This is a genomic window from Blautia wexlerae DSM 19850, assembly GCF_025148125.1.
In the GTDB taxonomy this organism is placed as follows: Bacteria; Bacillota; Clostridia; order Lachnospirales; family Lachnospiraceae; genus Blautia_A; species Blautia_A wexlerae.
Window position 1 is genome coordinate 990,001 of record NZ_CP102267.1, and the last position, 19,825, is coordinate 1,009,825.

General features: G+C 42.5%; 17 protein-coding genes and 1 rRNA gene (1 of these 18 cut by a window edge). 16 read left to right on the forward strand and 2 right to left on the reverse strand.

Annotated features, from left to right (window positions below; all coding sequences use genetic code 11):
* From NQ550_RS04595 to NQ550_RS04625, 7 genes are all read left to right on the forward strand, one after another.
* Positions 1-1,944 (forward strand): 23S ribosomal RNA (locus NQ550_RS04595) (it extends 939 nt beyond the left edge of the window).
* A 300-nt stretch (positions 1,945-2,244) separates the two neighbouring features.
* Entirely contained in the window at positions 2,245-3,711 is a 1,467-nt protein-coding gene (locus NQ550_RS04600; protein WP_025580770.1) for a GH39 family glycosyl hydrolase, read from the forward strand.
* A 21-nt stretch (positions 3,712-3,732) separates the two neighbouring features.
* Positions 3,733-5,481 (forward strand): cache domain-containing sensor histidine kinase, encoded by a 1,749-nt coding sequence (locus NQ550_RS04605; protein WP_025580771.1) that lies wholly within the window; start codon positions 3,733-3,735, stop codon positions 5,479-5,481.
* 20 nt (positions 5,482-5,501) lie between these two features.
* Positions 5,502-7,061, forward strand: a complete 1,560-nt coding sequence (locus NQ550_RS04610; RefSeq protein WP_025580772.1) for a response regulator transcription factor — start codon at positions 5,502-5,504, stop codon at positions 7,059-7,061.
* An 82-nt stretch (positions 7,062-7,143) separates the two neighbouring features.
* Complete coding sequence (locus NQ550_RS04615; RefSeq protein ID WP_025580773.1) at positions 7,144-8,430, forward strand: ABC transporter substrate-binding protein; 1,287 nt, start codon at positions 7,144-7,146, stop codon at positions 8,428-8,430.
* Positions 8,431-8,445: 15 nt separating this feature from the next.
* Positions 8,446-9,333 carry a carbohydrate ABC transporter permease gene (locus tag NQ550_RS04620; protein WP_025580774.1) on the forward strand — a complete coding sequence of 296 codons (888 nt, stop codon included), beginning with the start codon at positions 8,446-8,448 and terminating at the stop codon, positions 9,331-9,333.
* Positions 9,334-9,351: 18 nt separating this feature from the next.
* Complete coding sequence (locus NQ550_RS04625; protein ID WP_049947387.1) at positions 9,352-10,185, forward strand: carbohydrate ABC transporter permease; 834 nt, start codon at positions 9,352-9,354, stop codon at positions 10,183-10,185.
* An 89-nt stretch (positions 10,186-10,274) separates the two neighbouring features.
* On the opposite strand, the gene NQ550_RS04630 is transcribed toward NQ550_RS04625, so the two are convergent.
* Together NQ550_RS04630 and pepT are read right to left on the reverse strand one after the other, a co-directional pair.
* Complete coding sequence (locus NQ550_RS04630) at positions 10,275-10,484, reverse strand: hypothetical protein (RefSeq protein ID WP_025580776.1); 210 nt, start codon at positions 10,482-10,484, stop codon at positions 10,275-10,277.
* 38 nt (positions 10,485-10,522) lie between these two features.
* On the reverse strand, positions 10,523-11,752 hold the full coding sequence (gene pepT, locus NQ550_RS04635) for a peptidase T (RefSeq protein WP_025580777.1): 1,230 nt from the start codon (positions 11,750-11,752) through the stop codon (positions 10,523-10,525).
* A gap of 487 nt (positions 11,753-12,239) precedes the next feature.
* On the opposite strand from pepT, the gene hflK reads away from it, so the two are divergent.
* The 9 genes from hflK (at position 12,240) to NQ550_RS04680 (ending at position 19,661) form a co-directional block, all read left to right on the forward strand.
* The gene (gene hflK / locus NQ550_RS04640; protein WP_025580778.1) at positions 12,240-13,268 is read left to right on the forward strand and encodes an FtsH protease activity modulator HflK; all 1,029 of its coding nucleotides are present in this window, start codon (positions 12,240-12,242) and stop codon (positions 13,266-13,268) included.
* A gap of 85 nt (positions 13,269-13,353) precedes the next feature.
* Positions 13,354-14,220, forward strand: a complete 867-nt coding sequence (gene hflC, locus NQ550_RS04645; protein ID WP_025580779.1) for a protease modulator HflC — start codon at positions 13,354-13,356, stop codon at positions 14,218-14,220.
* Positions 14,221-14,377: 157 nt separating this feature from the next.
* Complete coding sequence (locus tag NQ550_RS04650) at positions 14,378-14,731, forward strand: nucleotidyltransferase domain-containing protein (protein ID WP_008705807.1); 354 nt, start codon at positions 14,378-14,380, stop codon at positions 14,729-14,731.
* Entirely contained in the window at positions 14,722-15,156 is a 435-nt protein-coding gene (locus NQ550_RS04655) for a HEPN domain-containing protein (RefSeq protein ID WP_025580780.1), read from the forward strand. The genes NQ550_RS04650 and NQ550_RS04655 overlap by 10 nt, the downstream gene beginning before the upstream one ends.
* 412 nt (positions 15,157-15,568) lie before the next feature.
* Positions 15,569-15,778 (forward strand): hypothetical protein, encoded by a 210-nt coding sequence (locus NQ550_RS04660; protein WP_025580781.1) that lies wholly within the window; start codon positions 15,569-15,571, stop codon positions 15,776-15,778.
* Positions 15,779-16,380: 602 nt separating this feature from the next.
* Positions 16,381-16,521, forward strand: coding sequence for a hypothetical protein (locus tag NQ550_RS04665; RefSeq protein ID WP_259839382.1), 141 nt, complete (start codon positions 16,381-16,383; stop codon positions 16,519-16,521).
* 51 nt (positions 16,522-16,572) lie between these two features.
* The gene (gene ltrA / locus NQ550_RS04670) at positions 16,573-17,769 is read left to right on the forward strand and encodes a group II intron reverse transcriptase/maturase (protein WP_259839384.1); all 1,197 of its coding nucleotides are present in this window, start codon (positions 16,573-16,575) and stop codon (positions 17,767-17,769) included.
* Positions 17,770-17,870: 101 nt separating this feature from the next.
* Positions 17,871-18,302: an IS200/IS605 family transposase gene (gene tnpA / locus NQ550_RS04675; RefSeq protein WP_119251576.1), complete on the forward strand. Its 432-nt coding sequence runs from the start codon at positions 17,871-17,873 to the stop codon at positions 18,300-18,302.
* 30 nt (positions 18,303-18,332) lie between these two features.
* Positions 18,333-19,661 (forward strand): IS200/IS605 family accessory protein TnpB-related protein, encoded by a 1,329-nt coding sequence (locus tag NQ550_RS04680; protein ID WP_259839386.1) that lies wholly within the window; start codon positions 18,333-18,335, stop codon positions 19,659-19,661.
* Positions 19,662-19,825 lie beyond the last annotated feature (164 nt).

Below are 19,825 nucleotides of genomic sequence, written 5' to 3' on the forward strand. Positions count from 1 at the left end.
CAAACTCCGAATGCCGCGTAATCGATTATCGGGAGTCAGACTGCACGAGATAAGTTGGGCGGTCAAAAGGGAAAGAGCCCAGACCTTCAGTTAAGGTCCCCAAGTGCGCGTTAAGTGGAAAAGGATGTGGGATTTCGAAGACAACCAGGATGTTGGCTCAGAAGCAGCCATCCATTCAAAGAGTGCGTAATAGCTCACTGGTCGAGAGGTCCTGCGCCGAAAATGTCCGGGGCTGAAACGCGCCACCGAAACTAAGGAACCGAAAGGTTGGTAGAGGAGCATTGCATGCGGGAAGAAGCAGTACCGTAAGGAGCTGTGGACTGCATGGAAGAGAGAATGCCGGAATGAGTAGCGAGAATAAGGTGGGAATCCTTATGGCCGAATATCCAAGGTTTCCAGAGTAAAGCTGATCTGCTCTGGGTAAGTCGGGGCCTAAGGCGAGGACGAGAGTCGTAGCCGATGGACAACAGGTGGAGATTCCTGTACTGCGGTATGACAGAACTGTGGGGACACGTAAGGAAAGCGGAAGCCGGGAATGGAAAGCCCGGTGCAAGCGGGGTACCAGTCACTTTGGCAAATCCGGGTGGCAATGGGAAGCCGTGATGCGGAGTGAAATAAAGTAACGAAGTCCGTGAGCCATGCGTCAAGAAAAGCCGCTATCGTTTATACCGTACCCGTACCGTAAACCGACACAGGTGGATGAGGAGAGAATCCTAAGGCCGGCGGAAGAAGCATTGTCAAGGAACTCGGCAAAATGGCCCCGTAACTTAGGGATAAGGGGTGCCTGGGAAACCAGGCCGCAGAGAATAGGCTCAAGCAACTGTTTAGCAAAAACACAGGTCTATGCGAAACCGAAAGGTGAGGTATATGGGCTGACGCCTGCCCGGTGCTGGAAGGTTAAGAGGAGAGGTTAGCGCAAGCGAAGCTTTGAATTTAAGCCCCAGTAAACGGCGGCCGTAACTATAACGGTCCTAAGGTAGCGAAATTCCTTGTCGGGTAAGTTCCGACCCGCACGAAAGGCGTAATGATTTGAGCGCTGTCTCGACAATGCATCCGGTGAAATTGAAGTACCAGTGAAGATGCTGGTTACCTGCGCCAGGACGGAAAGACCCCATGGAGCTTTACTCCAGTCTGGTACTGGGACTCGGTATTGCATGTACAGGATAGGTGGGAGGCTAGGAGATGGTAACGCCAGTTGCCATGGAGCCGCTGTTGGGATACCACCCTTGCAGTATTGGGTTTCTAACCAGCCGCCGTGACCCGGCGGTGGGACAATGCCAGACGGGGAGTTTGACTGGGGCGGTCGCCTCCGAAAGGGTATCGGAGGCGCCCAAAGGTTCCCTCAGAATGGACGGAAACCATTCGAAGAGTGCAAAGGCAGAAGGGAGCTTGACTGCGACACCGACGGGTGGAGCAGGTACGAAAGTAGGGCTTAGTGATCCGGTGGTATTAAGTGGGAATGCCATCGCTCAACGGATAAAAGCTACCCTGGGGATAACAGGCTTATCACTCCCAAGAGTTCACATCGACGGAGTGGTTTGGCACCTCGATGTCGGCTCATCGCATCCTGGGGCTGTAGTAGGTCCCAAGGGTTGGGCTGTTCGCCCATTAAAGCGGTACGCGAGCTGGGTTCAGAACGTCGTGAGACAGTTCGGTCCCTATCCGGCGTGGGCGTAGGATATCTGAGAGGAGCTGTCCTTAGTACGAGAGGACCGGGATGGACGGGCCGCTGGTGCATCGGTTAGACTGCCAAGTCTACGGCCGAGTAGCCAAGCCCGGAAGGGATAAACGCTGAAGGCATCTAAGCGTGAAGCCCCCCTTAAGATGAGATATCCCATTCGAAAGAAGTAAACCCCCTTGAAGACGACGAGGTAGATAGGGCAGAGGTGGAAGTGCAGTAATGCATGGAGCTGACTGTTACTAATCGGGTGAGGGCTTGACCAAGAATCGCAGGAAGAATGAATCTCAAGGAAATGTCAGCATGTATGTAGTTTTGAAGATATAGGAAAGGCCAGCTAGATGATAGCTGGCCTTTTTTATGTGTTTCAAAGGGGAAACCATTTCTTTTTTCTGGCTGGGATTCGCGAAAACTAGGAAGTTAGCTGGATATGGGGATTACTAAGAAAGAGGGGTAATTTTTTTACAGAATAGGTCGGGATTTTGACTTTGCAGTCAGGGCGTATTGCATGGATGGAAATGGCATGTTTATAATAAAAAATAAAAATGCACTTTCAGGAGGAAAAGATGGAGAATTTGAAGTTTTATGTAGATCAGAATGCGCCGAAAACTAAATTTGATCACTATTGGGAGAAATGCGTAGGTGCTTGCCATGCATATACTGCACTGCGTGAAGATTACAGAATGATGCTGAGAAAAGCCAAGAAGGATCTGGGATTTCAGTATGTACGTTTTCATGGACTTTTTAATGATCAGATGAGTGTGGTCAGAGAAGTTGAGCCTGGAAAATACGAATACAATTTCGTCAATATTGACAATATCTTTGATTTCTTATTAAGTATTGACATGAAGCCATTTGTGGAATTGAGTTTCATGCCCACACCATTTGCATCAGGTGATCAGACTTGCTTCTATTATAAAGGAAACGTTACCATGCCTAAGAGCTTCGAACTGTGGGATGGATTGATCGTTGAGTTGTTGAAACATCTGGAGAGTAGATACGGAATGGAAGAACTGGAGAAGTGGTTCTTCGAAGTGTGGAATGAACCGGATCTGGATTTCTTTTTTGCAGGAGACCAGGAAGATTATTTCTTATTATATGAACATACTGCCAGAGCAGTAAAAAGTGTAGGCGCAAACCTGAGAACCGGCGGACCGGCCACTGCCAATAATGAGTGGATCCCGGATTTTGTCAACTACTGTGAGAAAAATTCCGTACCGCTTGATTTTATTTCCACTCATCACTATCCATCAGATGATCCCAACTGGAATGCAGATATGCATCTGGATAATTTCTTCGGAGAAGAAGTCAACTTAAACAGCGATGAGATAGACCGTAGAGGACTGCTGACCAAGATGGTACGTATTGCGAAGCATGAAGCAGGAAACCTTCCATTATATTATACAGAATGGAACACTTCAGCCAATGAGGGAGACGAATTCCATGATACACCTTACAGCTCCGCATTGGTAACCAAGACTCTCATTGATAACTATGGATATGTAGAAGCATATTCATTCTGGACATTTTCTGATATCTTCGAAGAACATGGACAGGTTCCGGGAGAGTTCAGGGGTGGATTCGGACTGCAGACCATTCATGGAATTCCGAAACCTGTATACCGTGCCTTTGAACTGATGCATCAGCTGGGAGAGGAACGGCTTCCGAAAGTAGAAGAACAGGGACATGTGGGAATCTGCCCGATTGTGGACAAAGAAGGCAGCCTTGCAATTCTGGTCTATAATCAGGAAATGATCGGAAAATCAGTTTCTGAAGAAAAAGTAGAAATTCATATCAAAAATGCCCCCGGTAAAAAAGCAGAGATTCAGAGGATCGATGATAACCATGCAAATGCGAAAAAACAATGGGAAGAAATGGGATGCCCTACTTATCCCACACCTGCTCAGGTGAAGGAATTAAAAGAGGCTTCTGAGTTGAAAACAGAGGAATTACCTGTTAAGGTAGAAGGAGAAGAAGCAGTGCTGGAATTTGCTCTTCCGGCATATGGTGTGGCATTGATAAAATTGGTATAAGAAATAAGAAGAGGTGGATGCATGAAGGGTTTGAAAAGGATGAAGATAAAGACAAAAATATGGGTATTGTTCCTTGCCTGCATTTTAATGTCGTCTGTCATTTCCATAGGAACAGTGGTATACAGCAGTCAGAAATCCAATCTGAAGCATATCGGTGAAATGACAACACAGACTCTTCATGCCATCGACAGCAACCTGGAGCTGATGATTGATCATGTAAATCAGGATACCTATGCAGTGTTCTGGAGCAAAATGTTTCAGGATACTCTGGAAGAGGTATCCAAAGGAAATCTGACTGTGAAGACTAGAACAGAATTGCAGGACTGCCTGACCAATATCATGCTGGCAGGAGATTATATTTCCTCTATTGTATTTTATGACAATATAGGAAATTCTTTTATGTGCAACAGAGAAGAGGTTGTTTCGAAGAAAGAAATTGCTGTAGAAGATGCCTACTGGTATGAAAAAGCCATAAAAAAGGATGGGGACTGGATCTTTGAGACAGATGGTGGAGGAATCGTCAGCTATAAAAGCAAAAACAGAAATATTCTCTCCATGATCCGTGTGATCAAGAAAAAAACAGATTATTCCAAATTGGGAATCCTCATGGTAAATATCGATGAGAAAACCATCCGCGAGATCTTCGATTCTGTGGGCGGAAATCTGAATTCCAATTTTTATGTGTTGATGAATGACATTTTGATCTTCGGACCGAAGGAAAAAGAAAACTATGATGTAAGCAAGGATATTATCGGATCCCTGGAAGAAAATGAGACAAAGATTGTACGCAGCGAAGAGAATTCCATGGTGTATAAAAAGATCTCATCTATGATAGATGGATGGACCCTAGCTATAGAGACACCTATGAGCAGTTTTTCCAACAGTATCAGTTATTTCGATACGCTCATCGTCCTGATCGTCAATATAGGTATGCTAATCCTGTGCTGGATTTTTATTTCCCATACAGTGAGCAGACCGATCCAGAAAATGGAAGAACAGATGATGTATTCTAAATCTATTCCTGAGAACTTGGAGGTGGATGAAGAATGTGAGGATGAGATCACCAACCTGAAACGGACCTATAATAATCTGTTGAATTCTATCCGTAAGCTTCTGGAGAGAACCAAGGAAGAAGAGAAGATCATTCGGAAAAATGAACTGGATCTGATCCTGGAGCAGATCAATCCCCATTTCCTGTATAATACTCTGGATGTGATCAGCGGCCTTACTCTGATCGGGGATCAGGACAAAAGTTTCCAGATGACACAGGCGCTGGGAAGATTTTACAGAAACAGCTTAAACAGTGGATGTCAGGTGATCACGGTGAGGGAAGAACTGGATATTATCAAAAGTTACATGACGATCATCAATATCCGGTATAATAATGAAATCAGCATTGAATATAAAGTGGATGAAAATCTGCTGGATATTCTGATGCTGAAACTGATCCTGCAGCCTTTGGTGGAGAATGCAGTCCATCATGGAATGCGCCAGAAAGAGGGCAAAGGGGAACTGTGTATTTCTGTGCAGGCACTGGACGACAAACTGATGGAAGTTTCTGTGAGAGATAATGGGGTAGGGATTCCGGAGGATAAGATCCGGCTGATCCTGGAAGGCGGATATAAAACTTCCAAGTCAGGATTCGGGCTTCACAGTGTGAAACAGAGAGTTGAACTATTTTATGGGATTGAGGATGCAGTATCCATATCTAGCCAGCCGGGATGCTGGACGGAAGTGAGGGTACGTTTTTCATACAAAACAGATGGTTAATACGAAGAAGAGGGACAGTAATGGAGAAGGATGTTATTAATATACTAATAGTAGATGATGAGAAATATGAAGGCATATTAATGGAAAAAAGCGTAGCCTGGGAATCGGAGGGGTTTCACATTATGGGCAATGTCCAGTGTGCAGAGGATGCGCTGGCACTGATGGAGAAACAGACGCCAGATATTGTGTATACAGACATTAATATGCCGAGAATAGATGGACTGGAACTGAGCAGGCGCATCCGGGAGACATATCCGGCAGTGCATATTGTGATCGTTACCGGATACCGGGAGTTCGAATATGCCAGAGAAGCCATACACATAGGAGTGGAAGAATTTCTGTTAAAACCTATCCAGTCAGATGAACTTCTGGCTGCTGCGGTGAAGCTGCGGGAACAGATCCTGAAGGAACGGGAACAGCAGTCGAAAGATGTGGAAATCTATCCGGTTCTCTGCCAGGAACTGCTTCGAAGGATCGTCACCGGGTATATTAAATCTGAGGAAGCTGAGGAAAAGCTTTCTGAATATCAGATCCGGCTGTGGAAAAACAAAGGAGTCCGGGGAGCTTTGCTCATCATGGATCTGGAAGATCACGATATTCTGCTGAAACTTCTGGAGATCATGAATGAAGCTCTGGGTGAAAAAAATTACGGGTATTTCTCCCTGGAGAAGAACAAGATATTTTTTGTTGTAGAAGAAACGCCGGAGATTAAAAAGCTGCTCGGGAATGCATTTGAACAGATTACTGAACTGGGCAAAGACGGCACAGTAGCTACATCAGTCAGCTGTTATTATGAAGAAATAGATGACAGTCCGAAAATACTCTCAGAATGTGAGGAAGCACTGGTAGACACTATGCGGGATGAGAGAAAGACCCTGATCTTCTACGAGGATTATATTGAATATATGCAGCAGATCAGTCATTCTTACCCGGTGAATTTCGACAGTTACAGGATCGCAGTGAAAAGTGGTGACCAGGAAGCGGCTGTTGGATTTATAGACCATTATCTGGAACAGTATATTTTTAACGGTCCGTTGATGATCTCTCAGCTTCGTAATCTGGGGGTTCTGCTCTTCCACAATACGATGTCTGTATTGAAGGAAAGCAATAAACATCTGGATAATGAAGAACAGGTAAAGATCCTGGAAAATATTTCAGGGATTAATACACTGCAGGAGTTCTGCAGAACACTGTATGCTCTAATCGAGGGAACCATACAGACGATTTCACGGAATGCAGGAGGAAATACAGTAGCTCAGAAAGCACAGGAATATATTGAACAGAATCTGGACAGGGAGAAACTGTCCCTGAACCTGATCGCATCGGATCTGTTTGTAAATGCCAGTTATCTCAGCCGTATTTTCAAACAGTCTGTAGGGGAAAGTATTACGAAATATATTATGCGCAAGCGCGTGGAGAAGAGTATGGAGCTTTTTGATACTACGGATCTGAAAGTATATGAAGTAGCGGCGGCCGTGGGAATGCCTGATGCACATTACTTCGGAACATCCTTTAAAAAGTACACCGGAAAAACAGTAAATGAGTACAAAAGTAAAAATCGCACCCTTTCAGGTAAATAATCTGAATTGAGAAAACGCCTTCCGGATTTTATAATATCAACATAACAAGTCACTTAGAGTTCATAATTCAGGGAGGAAAAAAATGAACAATTGGAAAAAGTTTACAGCAGCGTGCATGGGTGTTGCAATGGTTGGAACAACAGTTTTCGGAGCATCTGCAACAGTTTTCGCAGCTGATACAGTAACACTGGATGTATGGCATCAGTTTACAGACCCGGAAAGTGCACAGACACAGGCATTCGAGGCAGCGGTAGAAGAATACGAGAAAGAACATGAAAATATCAAAATTGAACTTCACGGTCTGGATACAGAATCCTATAAGACAAAAATCTCTACAGAATTCGCAAGCAGCGCTTCTGGAGTAGATGTATTTTATTACTGGGCACCTGGAAAACTGAAACAGCTTACAGATGCTGATAAAGTTTTACCGTTAAATGATTATGTAACAGATGATATTAAGAGCAGAATTAAAGAAGGTTCCACAAGCAACTTTGAACTGGATGGAAATTTATATGCACTTCCGATTGACAGCTATATGATGTGCCTGTTCTGCAACAAAGATTTATTTGACCAGGCAGGAGTAGAGATTCCTACTACTTATGATGAACTGATCACAGCCGGCGAAGCGCTTGCGAAACTGGACGGAGTAACACCATTGGCTGTCGGCGCAAAAGATGCATGGCTTGCAGGTGCTCTGTATGAATCACTTGCACTGAGAGAAGTAGGTGCTTCTGAAGTACAGTCCGCACTTCTGGGCGAAACAGAATTCACAAACGAGGGATTCAAGAAAGCAGCAGAAGATGTTGTTGAATTATACGACAAAGGAATCCTTGGCAAGAACCCTCTGGAAGACGGCGAAGCAGAAGCTACCGCAGACTTCCTCAACGGAAAAGTTGCAATGCAGCTTGACGGAAGCTGGTTCGCAGGAACTATCGACAATGCAGAAGACAGCGCTGTTAAAGATGTAGAAGTGATCACATTCCCTGTAGTTTCTGACGAGCAGGATGCAGCTGATTATGCAGGCGGTGCAAGTGCTTCCTTCTTTGTAAACAAAAACACAGATACACCGGAAGAGTCCGCAGATTTCGCAATGTATATTTCTGAGAAAATGGGCGAGCAGGCTCTGGAACTTGGCACAGGATTCCCATGCTGGAATACAGATGTTGACACAGACACGATCTCCCCGACATTTGTAAAATTAATGGATCTCTATGATGGCGTAAAAACAGGTGTACAGAACTGGGATGGTATCATAAATGCAAACGCAGCAGCTGTTCATCTGGAGCAGGCTCAGTCCTTACTTTCCGGAAACGCAGATATTGACAGCTTTATGACTGCACATCAGGATGCAATCAGCGCAGCAGAATAACGTAGGGATGAAACTATGAAAAAACTTTTAAGTAATAAGGCCTATATCGCTGTTTTCGTCGCACCGGGCCTGATCCTGTTTCTGGTAATGGCGGTGATCCCGCTGTTTACCACAGGATATTACGGACTGTTCAATTACGACGGAATCGGAGAAAAAGTCTTTATTGGATTAAAAAATTACAAAGAACTATTTACAACAGATCCTTATTTCCTGAGATCTGTATTGAACTCATTTATTCTGGCAGCAGGTTCTTTGTTTATTCAGATCCCTATCGCGTTATTCCTGGCCATCCTCCTGGCAAACGGGATCAAGGGAGAGGGCTTTTACAGAACTGTATTTTTCCTGCCGGTAGTAATCTCCAGTATGGTAATCGGACAGCTCTGGTGCAAGATCTTCAACAGTGAGGGACTTCTGAATGCGATCCTGGGTGCACTGGGAATGGTAAACGATACTGCATGGCTGGTAAATCCGAAAACTGCTTATATGACAACGGTGATCCCGGCAATCTGGCAGAGCATCGGATACCATATGGTCATCCTCTATGCAGGTGTGAAGAATATTTCGCCGGAATATTATGAAGCTGCGAAACTGGACGGAGCTACAGGATTCAAGGCAGCTACGAAGATCACGATCCCGCTGCTGATGCCGACGATTAAAGTATGTGCCACATTTGCACTGGTTGGTTCTCTGCGTGTATTTGACCTGGTATATGTTATGACAGGCGGCGGCCCGAACCATGTCAGTGAAGTTCCTGCAACATTGATGTATGATAATCTGTTTGTAAAATGCCGCTATGGTTACGGCAGCGCCCAGGCGTTCTTCATCGTGTTTGAATGTCTGCTGTTCAGCTTCCTGCTCAATCGCATTTTCAAAAAATCTGAAGAAAATGCATCAATGATTTGAGAGGAGACGCAGATGAAAATGAGTGCTATGAAATTAAAAAAGACCTTAATCTATCTGTTCCTGGCTGTATTTACCTTTGTTCAGATATTCCCGTTCTACTGGCTAGTAACTTTTTCATTCAAAAGTAACACGGAAATATTTGATTCCAACAACCTGGTGGGTCTGCCGAAAGTATGGCATTTTGGAAATTACTCCAAGGCCCTTATGGGAGGAGAAATCTTACGATATCTGTTGAACTCTGTTTTCTATGCAGCAGTGACAGTTGTTGTTTCAACACTTCTGGCATCCATGGTTGCATATGCGATAAATAGAATGTACTGGAAAGCAAAAGGAATTGTGGCAGCAATCTTCAGTTTGGGAATCATGATTCCTGTACAGGCAACTCTGCTTCCACTGTTTCAGGGACTGGATCGACTGGGAATCAGAGGCGGATATCTGGGACTGATGCTTCCGTATATTACATTTGCCATGCCGATGACGGTTATGATATTAAGCGGATTCTTCAAAGCTCTGCCAAGAGAGATCGAAGAGGCTGCATGTATTGATGGATGTAATATTTTCAACATGTTTTTCAGAATCATCCTGCCTATGATACGTCCTGGAATTGCCACTTCCTGTATCTTCGCATTCTTGAATACATGGAACGAGCTTTTATTTGCAAACACATTTGTAGACAGTTCACAGTACAAGACACTTCCTGTAGGAATTATGTCTTTTGTAGGAGAACATTCCACGAACTGGGGAATTATCGGAGCCGGTATGGTGATCGCTACACTGCCGACAGTAGTGATTTATCTGTTACTGAGCAAACAGGTTCAGGAGAGTTTTACAGTTGGAGCTGTAAAAGGTTAAATAGTGAACATAAAGAGAAACTGTATTTTCTGATCAGAGGATCATGGACTAGGAGATGCAGTTTCTTTTTTCGTGTTTAATCCCTTTTATCAGTTTACACATACCATTGTCTCCTGTACCATGGCAGCAGAGGAGTGATCAATTCCAAGTATGATTGGTCCACAGGGGTTTACAATCAGGGATTCCATGTACATCCGGAATGGCGGGGAAAGGTAATCGCAGATTGGAACTTTGAACTTCCTGCTCATGCTCATAATACTTGAAATGCCATACGCTGACTCATGAATATCAGATTTCATTAGGAAAATAAGGGACTGTCTATGGAGGTCTCTTGTTGTTATATGAATGGATATTTGTAAAATAATTCGATAATCTTTAATCCTACATCTACAGCAATATCCATTCCTTCAACAGTAATGTGTTCATAAGGTCCATGATAAGCATGTCCTCCTGTTCCGAGATTCGGGCATGGGAGTCCCATAAAGCTTAACTGGGCACCGTCTGTGCCTCCGCGGATCGGGGTGATAAGCGGCGGGATATTGCATTCTTTGCATGCTGCAGTTGCATGCTCAATCAGTTCCATGCAGGTGTCGATGATTTCTTTCATATTTCGGTACTGTTCTGTGATGGTAAGTGAGACAGTTCCTTTTCCCCATTTTTCATTTAAAATTTTAGTGATGTGTTCCATACTCTTCTTACGGACATCAAAAGTAGTTGCATTGTGGTCACGAATGATATATTCGAGAGCAGCGTGTGAGACATCTCCCTTTATGGAATAGAGATGGAAAAATCCTTCATAGTCTTCCGTATTTCTTGGTGTGTCAGCGGAAGGGAGCATGGAATTGAACTCCATGGCAACAAGTGCTGCGTTGACCATTGTATTTTTAGAAGAACCCGGGTGTACGTTTACACCGGTAAATTCTACTACTGCTCTGGCAGCATTAAAGTTTTCATACTGGATTTCACCTTCTGTATCACCATCAAGTGTATAAGCAAAATCAGCTCCAAATTTTTTTATATCAAAATGGGCTGGTCCCATTCCTATTTCTTCGTCAGGGGTAAATGCAATGCAGAGAGGACCATGCGGAATAGTATTGTCATTGAGGTGTTCAATTATTGTCATAATCTCGGCAATTCCGGCTTTGTCATCTGCACCGAGGATGGTGGTTCCATCGGAAGTAATGAGAGTTCTGCCTTTTAATGTGGAGAGATGAGGGAACATTTTCGGGGAGAGAACTCTGCCGCTGGTTCCAAGTGCAAGGTTTTTGCCGTCATAATTCGGAGTGATAACCGGAGTAACCGGATGATCGCAGAAATCAGAGACTGTATCCATATGAGCGATAAAGCCCAGTTTTTGGCAGGATTCATATCCTCTGGTTGCCGGAATATGTCCATAGACATAGCAATGTTCATCTACATCGGCATCTTTCACACCCAGTTCCCTTAATTCCTGAACCAGAAGTCTGGCAAGGTCAAACTGATATTGTGTAGATGGGGAAGTACCGGTTTCTTCACTGCTTGGAGTGAATACTTTTACATAAGATAATAGGCGTTCGTATGCTTTCATGAAAAACCTCCTGAGACCGAATTATTTGAAAAAGTTTCGGCTTTAATATAATAAGTATGTTACTGTTCACTCCATTCTCAGTAACGTAGCCCAAATTTATTCCAGATTGCCTGTGGCAATGGAATTTTGGTTTGTATGTCTCGGGATAGTGGTGTGTGAACAGTAACATAAGTATAACATGCGACTGAGATTACGTAAAAATATTTCTTGCATTTTGTAAATAGTTATGATATGATGCTGCTCAAAGAAAAGGGAGTAGCGGCCATCGTTATGAAGAACTGGACTTGTTTTTCCTATAAATGGTACATAAATGCGTCAGAACGGCAGATTAAGAATGCCCGCATTATGATATAATCGGCAAGACTTTTGTTTTAGACATTAAGAGAAGAGCTCATATTATGTCTGAAATGAAAGTCTTTTTCTTTTCTTCAGAAATTTTTAGAAGCAAAAAATTTAATTATGTCAAATGGTGAAACGGAGGAGAAAAGTGAACGAAAAAGTAAATCCATTTAAAAAATTACAGAAGCCGGGAAAACATGTGAAACGTATTGTAATAGGAGCAGCAGGGTTGGTGATTATTGCAGGGCTTGCGGGAGATGCTACCTATCAGATCCAGGAGCAGGAACAGGCAGTATTGACAACTTTCGGAGTGCCGAAGGCAGTGGCAGAAACAGGACTGCATTTTAAGATTCCTTTTATACAGAAAGTACAGAAAGTAAATACAACGATCCAGGGATTTCCTATTGGATATAGTATGGGAGATAATTCGGTGGTTGAGAATGAGGGCATTATGATTACCTCGGATTATAACTTTATTGATGTAGATTTCTTTGTTGAGTACAGAATTTTAGAACCGGTAAAATATCTTTATAATTCAGAGGAACCGGAAGATATTCTAAAAAATATTTCTCAAAGCTGTATCCGTACAGTAATCGCAAGTTATGATGTGGATGAAGTGCTTACCACCGGAAAAGGTGAGATCCAGAGTAAGATTAAAGAAATGATCCTGAAGCAGATGGAGGAACAGGATCTGGGGATTCAGCTTGTGAATATCACAATCCAGGATTCAGAACCGCCCACACAGGAGGTTATGAAAGCATTTAAAGCAGTAGAAACTGCCAAGCAGGGAAAAGAAACTGCTTTGAATAATGCCAATAAATACAGAAACGAAAAGCTTCCGGAGGCTGAGGCAGAAGCAGACCAGATCATTCAGGATGCTGAGGCGCAGAAGCAGGTAAGGATTAATGAGGCGGAAGCTGAGGTTGCACGTTTTAATGCCATGTATGAGGAGTATGTTAAGAATCCGGAGATCACAAAGAAGCGTATGTTCTATGAGGCAATGGAAGATGTGCTGCCGGGAATGAAGATTGTGATTGATAATGGAGATGGAGTGCAGAAGGTTCTGCCGTTAGATTCTTTTACAGGGGATAGTTCAGAGAATTCAACAGAAACACTGAACACAGACCCGCAGAGTGCTCAGGATACACAAAATATAAATGATTCTGAGAACGAATAAAGAAATGACAGAAAATATTTCATATAAAAGTGTTTTGGTAAATGAAATACGAAGGATAGAGATATAATTTGGAAAGGACTAATTTATGAAAGGTAAGAAAATTGGAATATTAATTGGTGTGTCTGCAGTGGTTGTAGCTGTCGGAGCGTCGGTAACAGTAACTCAGCAAAATGAATATAAGCTGATCCGTCAGTTTGGCAAGGTTGACAGGGTGATCAGCTCATCGGGAATCAGTTTTAAGATTCCGTTTATAGAGAGTACACAGTCATTGCCAAAGGAAACACTGCTGTATGATCTTGCAGCATCTGATGTAATTACAAAAGATAAGAAAACAATGATCAGCGACAGCTATGTTCTCTGGAAAATCAGCGACCCGCTTAAATTTGCACAGACATTAAACTCTTCTGTGGAAAGCGGCGAAAGTCGAATTAATACTGCTGTGTATAATGCTACCAAAAATGCGATCAGCAGTATGTCACAGGATCAGGTGATCACAAGTCGTGACGGAGAACTGTCTGATATGGTCATGGAGGCAATAGGAACAAACATGGATCAGTATGGAATCGAACTTCTCAAATTCGAAACCAAGCAGCTGGACCTGCCGGATGATAATAAGGAAGCTGTATATGAACGAATGATTTCTGAACGAGATAATATTGCAGCGACTTACAAGGCAGAGGGAAACTCTGAAGCAAAGGTGATTCGAAATAAAACCGACAAAGAAGTAGCAATTCAGATTTCTGATGCTAAAAAACAGGCAGAGATCCTGGGGGCGGAAGGGGAGCAGGAATATATGAAAATTCTTGCGCAGGCTTATGGAGAAGAGGACAGAAGTGAGTTTTATTCATTTGTGAGAAGCCTGGATGCGCTGAAGACATCTATGAAAGGTGAGGACAAAACAGTGATACTGTCTGCAGATTCACCGATCGCTCAGATCTTTGAAGGAAAATAAAAGAAAGTAACAATAATACACTCTAATTTTTCACCAGATAAATGGAAGATAGACATAGAAGATAAGGAATGTTATAATTTTTTTACAAAGAAATCCTGAAGCAGAAAATGTAAGCATAATCTGGAAATAATATACAGAGAAAACGGAGGAATAGAAAATGCTGACATGTATCAGATCAAAACGGCAGAGAGATGCAGCGGAGTATGCTTTACGAACTATTCAGTCATCATGCATAAGGCCTTATATTAAGACAATATATCTGTATGGCAGTTGTGCACGGGGAGAAGAGAAATATAGCAGTGATGTTGATCTGTTTCTGGAACTGTCAGAGTCATTCCGCTCCCGGCCGGAACTTAAAAAATATCTTTATCTTCTAAAATCAGAAGTATCCTCTGAGGAATTGGATGATGCAGAAACGGATCTGAAAATTGTAGTTGGCGATGACTGGAAAAGGAACAAAATGCTGTATTATACAAATGTGCGAAAGGAAGGAATTCAGATATGGCCTTGAACAGTTATTTTGATTTTGCAGAAAATGATTTTCAATATTTTAAAGCCTCTTATGATGCGGGGATAGTTGCAAATATGATGGGTGCCATGGCGCAGGGAATATGCGAAAAATATATGAAGCATCTGATATCAGAATACTATAAACCGGATGATGCTATACAACAGAAAGATTTTGAAAATATTTTGCGTACACATAGTCTGAACAGATTGATGAAATTTCTAAAAGGAAATATGGGAACAGAGTTTTCAAAAAATACGCAGACACATATGAGAATGATAGATGGTTTCTATTTTTCAACCAGATATCCTGGTGACGATAGCATAGAGATAGATGGTGATGATGTGGAAACCTGTAATGATGCAATAGAATTGTGCAGAAAAGAAGTTTTAGAGTTAGAACGAAAGTTAAAAAAGGATGAGGTATAAACAGAAATCACGTTACGTAATACAGAAAATCTACTATGAATATCGTTGATACTGTATTTGAAATGAAAGACGGCAAGATCTCATGAGCCTGATCTCAGAGAATAGAAAAGAGGCTGTTACACTAATTGCTTATGTAGTGTGACAGCCTTGTGTATTGTGAACTGAGAATTTGTTACTGAAACGTAAGGAATAAATTTTCAAAAGTAGTGTTGATGTGTCGAAAACTATTGATTGACGGAACTGTATGTATTTGTTACACTGAATTTACATATTCAAATTCCAGACCAGCCGGTCATCTATTTCCCTTTATGAAAGCATGTACGAAAGATAAAGATTATCCGATTTATGATATTTGTGCAAATTGGGTATTCAAACATTGTTACCGTATGTTAGAATAGAAGTGAGGTATCTAATGAATAATACGATATTTGATGATGTATTTCGTACAATGATTGAGAAAATGCCATATCTGGCAGTACCTTTGATTAATGAAGTATTCCATACTTCTTATCCGGAGAATGTACCGATTGTGCAGTTGCGCAATGAACATCAGCAGGAAAACGGAGAGATTATCACGGATTCCTGTTTAAAGATTGCTGGTAAATTGTATCATATTGAATAACTGCGCGTCGCATTCTCGTTACTTTCAGTGATGAGTTAGACGCGCAAATTTTTTTACTAAACAACAGAACAAATGTTTACATAAACCAATACATATGGTACAATATTTATATGGGTGCGAGCTGTGAAATCAGCATAGTTGATTTCCCCTAGCGAGCGGAAGAAATTCTGTAAGCTTTGGTAAGCTGATAATCATACAATAGGAAAAAAAAAAAATCCTATCAGGTAAGGTCTAGCCAACCGCCTGTACCGAGTCCTTGGAACCGAAATGGTAACATTAGGTTTAAGCGTAGGACAGGGAGCAACAGAGCCGAAACGAAAGTGAAGTGATTGAGCTGGGAAATTATTATGAGGTTGGAAATGGTCGATGTGCTCTATTACACAGCAGACAATACTGTTATGACCGATATGGCAAGGTTATAGCGGCATCCCCCAGTCTGAGAGCTTGGCGAGGTTGATGATAAGTATGTTATCGGAACAGCTGAGATCCTGTCATTTCCTTAAAAAAGGTATGGAAACCAAAACAAAGAAATGCGTTAGGAATCCAAATGAATGGCAGGAAGTCCGACACAGCCATATTATCGCAGAAGTCTGTGAAAGCAGATGGAGAAAAGGGCTGTGCACTTTATAGCTTCAAGAACAAAGAACTATGCAGACAAAAGAGAGCTGATGAACATGGTGAATGAGTTACTTGGAATACAGTATAATATCGCAAAAGCAAACAGAACCGACAGAAAGGTTTAGAATCTTGCAGCCTACATCAATGCGGATACGCTGAGAGCAATCCATAAGACTATGGACAGAAAGAAAGCGTATGGGATTGATAAGGTGACAAAAGAGGATTACGAAAAGAATCTGGAAGAAAATCTCGCAAATCTTGTGAAAAGGATGAAAAACGGAAGCTATCGCCCGAATCCAACAAGGCGTGTTTATATTCCGAAGGAAACAAAAGGCAAAATGAGACCGCTTGGAATTTCCAGTTATGAAGATAAACTGGTGGAAAATGCGATTGCACAGATACTGGAGCAGATTTATGAACCGAAGTTTTATAATGAGAGTTTTGGATTCCGCCCGAACAGGAACTGCCATCAGGCAGTAAGGGAAATCATAGAAATGGTGCAGTATCGAAAGACAAACTATGTGGTAGAAGCAGACATTAAAGGTTTCTTTGATAATGTAGACCATGAATGGCTGATGAAGATGTTGGCACATGATATAGCAGACCGGAAATTTCTTGAGATTATAGATAAATTCCTGAAAGCCGGAGTCATGGAAAATGGCAAATATCTCGACAGCGAACGGGGAACCCCACAGGGAAATGGAGCAAGTCCGATACTTGCAAATATATATCTGCATTATGTATTGGATAACTGGTTTGATGTAATCGTGAAGAGACAGTGTAAAGGAGAGTGTTATCTTATCCGATACTGTGATGATTTTGTCTGTTGTTTTCAGAACCAGTATGAAGCAAAAATATTTAAGCAGAGGCTGGAAGAACGCTTTGCTAAATACGGACTAGAGCTGGCGGAAGAAAAGACGAAGATATTGGAATTCGGGAGGTTTGCCAGGCACAACAGAAGAGCAAGAGGAGAGAGAAAATCAGATACCTTTGACTTCCTTGGTTTCACGTTTTATTGCGGAATGGACGGAAAGAGAGAGTTTTTCCGTTGTAGGGTAAAGACGAGCAAAAAGAAATTCCGCAGTAAAATTAAAGCAATGAAAGAGTGGATAAAGACACATAGGACAATACCATTGGAATCGATATTTAAAACAGTGAATGCAAAATTGCGGGGACATTACCAGTATTATGGAGTGACCGACAATACAAGGGAAGTGAAGAATTTCCTAGTACAGACAAAATGGTTATTGTATAAATGGCTGAATCGGAGAAGCCAGAAAAGAAGTTATGCGTCGGATACTTTCTTTAATGGACTGCTTCGAACATTCCCATTGTTAGAACCAAGTATTAAGGTAAGTTTGTTTTATAGATAAAGTATGAAATATAAAGTGAAAAGCCGTATGCGTTAATAGCGCACGTACGGTTTTGCGTAGGGGTATGGGGAGTAATCCCCATATCTACTAGAGAAAAAGATATATTTAATATAGATAAAAACAAACTTTCATATGGTAGGGGATATGTCTATTCCTTGCAGTATCATCTTGTCTGGTGTACAAAATACAGAAAAAAGGTTTTAAAAAACGGAATCGATACAGAATGCGAAGAAATGTTACAGAATCTTGCAGAAGAATATAAATTTCAGATCCTGGCAATGGAGGTGATGCCGGATCATATCCATCTGCTTGTGGACTGTAAACCTCAGTTTTATATTTCAGATATGATCAAGATCATGAAAGGAAATCTTGCACGCCAGATGTTTCTTGCGCATCCGGAGTTAAAAAAGGAACTGTGGGGTGGGCATCTGTGGAATCCGTCTTACTGTGCCATAACGGTCAGTGACAGGAGCAGAGACCAGGTGCTTGCCTACATCGAAGGACAAAAGGAAAAAGAAAAGAAAAAAGCCTGACAGAAGAAATGATTTGTTGGAGGAAAAGAGATGCAGACCGTATCCAGCTATGGCGTAGAATTACGAAAACAGAATATCCCAGTCCGCCAGACACTGGAAATCTACCGGTCTGCGGTCAGTTACCTGACAGAAATATATGAGCAGGTGTGGGAAGAACTGGCAGAGATACCGGATGCCAAAAGGCGGTTTAATGCTGCAGAGCATCTGGTGCATACTACAAAAAAGAATCCTGCACGCTTTGATTTTGATCTTCGCTTTCCGAAGATGCCGTCCTACCTGAGGCGAGCCGCAATCCAGCATGCATTGGGAAGTGTATCTTCTTACGAAACACGGATGGATCTGTGGGAAAAGTCAGGAGAAAAAGCAGGGAAACCCAGACTGGCGTATGAGAATCATGCCATGCCTGTTTTTTATCGTGATGTCATGTACAGAGAGGAAAAAGAAGGAAAAGGCGAAGCATACCTGAAACTGTATGATGGTCATGACTGGAAATGGTTTTGTGTGCGTTTAAATCATACAGATATGGAATATCTGCGCAGGAACTGGTCGGGGAAAAAGGCATCAGCCCCGACACTGGAGAAAAGGCACCATAAATATTTCCTGCGTTTTTCTTATACGGAAGAAGTGACACTTACGAAGACACCGGTAAAAGAACAGATCATCTGTAGTGTGGACCTGGGAATCAATACCGATGCGGTCTGTACCATTATGCGGGCAGACGGAACTGTCCTGGGGAGAAAATTTATCGATCATCCCAGTGAAAAAGACCGGATGTACCGCACGCTGGGCCGAATCCGAAGATTCCAGAGGGAACACAGCTCTGCGCAGTCACGGGGAAGATGGGCATATACGAAACGCCTGAACATAGAGCTGGGAAGAAAAATTGCAGGTGCGATTGTAAAAAATGCAGAAGAGAACCATGCAGATGTGATCGTATTCGAGTATCTGGAAATGCAGGGAAAGATATCCGGAAAGAAAAAACAGAAACTGCATCTGTGGAGAAAACGGGATATCCAGAAACGCTGTGAGCATCAGGCACACAGAAAAGGAATGCGGGTATCCAGAGTCTGCGCATGGAATACGAGCAGGCTTGCATACGATGGCTCCGGAAGTGTGTCCCGTGACCCGAAAAATCACAGTCTTTGTGTATTCCAGACAGGAAAAAGATATAACTGTGACCTGTCGGCATCGTATAATATCGGAGCAAGATATTTTATCAGAGAACTTTTAAAACCCCTTCCGGTAACGGAAAGGTCTTTGCTGGAGGCAAAAGTCCCTTCGGTAAAGCGTAGAACCTCATGTGTTTATGCAGATCTGAAAGAACTTCATTTACAAATGGAAATCTTAAAGGCAGCATAAATGCAGGCAGATATACAGCGGACTACCTGCAATGTGGGAACCTGCCATATCTGGCATGGAAAAATGCGCATAACTGCGCTGGCCTAAGTTACAGGCGTATCCGCCGATATTTAGTCTGACGCCTAAAGCGTCTGGAAGCACGCGACTTCAGTCGTGTGAGGATA

Coding starts and splice junctions, on each gene's coding strand:
- ltrA (WP_259839384.1), top strand. CDS start 16,573: ATGGACAGAAAGAAAGCGTATGGGATTGATAAGGTGACAAAAGAGGAT.
- NQ550_RS04615 (WP_025580773.1), top strand. CDS start 7,144: ATGAACAATTGGAAAAAGTTTACAGCAGCGTGCATGGGTGTTGCAATG.
- NQ550_RS04665 (WP_259839382.1), top strand. CDS start 16,381: ATGGAGAAAAGGGCTGTGCACTTTATAGCTTCAAGAACAAAGAACTAT.
- NQ550_RS04605 (WP_025580771.1), top strand. CDS start 3,733: ATGAAGGGTTTGAAAAGGATGAAGATAAAGACAAAAATATGGGTATTG.
- NQ550_RS04625 (WP_049947387.1), top strand. CDS start 9,352: ATGAGTGCTATGAAATTAAAAAAGACCTTAATCTATCTGTTCCTGGCT.
- pepT (WP_025580777.1), bottom strand. CDS start 11,752: ATGAAAGCATACGAACGCCTATTATCTTATGTAAAAGTATTCACTCCA.
- NQ550_RS04650 (WP_008705807.1), top strand. CDS start 14,378: ATGCTGACATGTATCAGATCAAAACGGCAGAGAGATGCAGCGGAGTAT.
- NQ550_RS04660 (WP_025580781.1), top strand. CDS start 15,569: ATGAATAATACGATATTTGATGATGTATTTCGTACAATGATTGAGAAA.
- NQ550_RS04630 (WP_025580776.1), bottom strand. CDS start 10,484: ATGAAATCTGATATTCATGAGTCAGCGTATGGCATTTCAAGTATTATG.
- NQ550_RS04655 (WP_025580780.1), top strand. CDS start 14,722: ATGGCCTTGAACAGTTATTTTGATTTTGCAGAAAATGATTTTCAATAT.
- NQ550_RS04600 (WP_025580770.1), top strand. CDS start 2,245: ATGGAGAATTTGAAGTTTTATGTAGATCAGAATGCGCCGAAAACTAAA.
- NQ550_RS04680 (WP_259839386.1), top strand. CDS start 18,333: ATGCAGACCGTATCCAGCTATGGCGTAGAATTACGAAAACAGAATATC.
- NQ550_RS04610 (WP_025580772.1), top strand. CDS start 5,502: ATGGAGAAGGATGTTATTAATATACTAATAGTAGATGATGAGAAATAT.
- hflC (WP_025580779.1), top strand. CDS start 13,354: ATGAAAGGTAAGAAAATTGGAATATTAATTGGTGTGTCTGCAGTGGTT.
- NQ550_RS04620 (WP_025580774.1), top strand. CDS start 8,446: ATGAAAAAACTTTTAAGTAATAAGGCCTATATCGCTGTTTTCGTCGCA.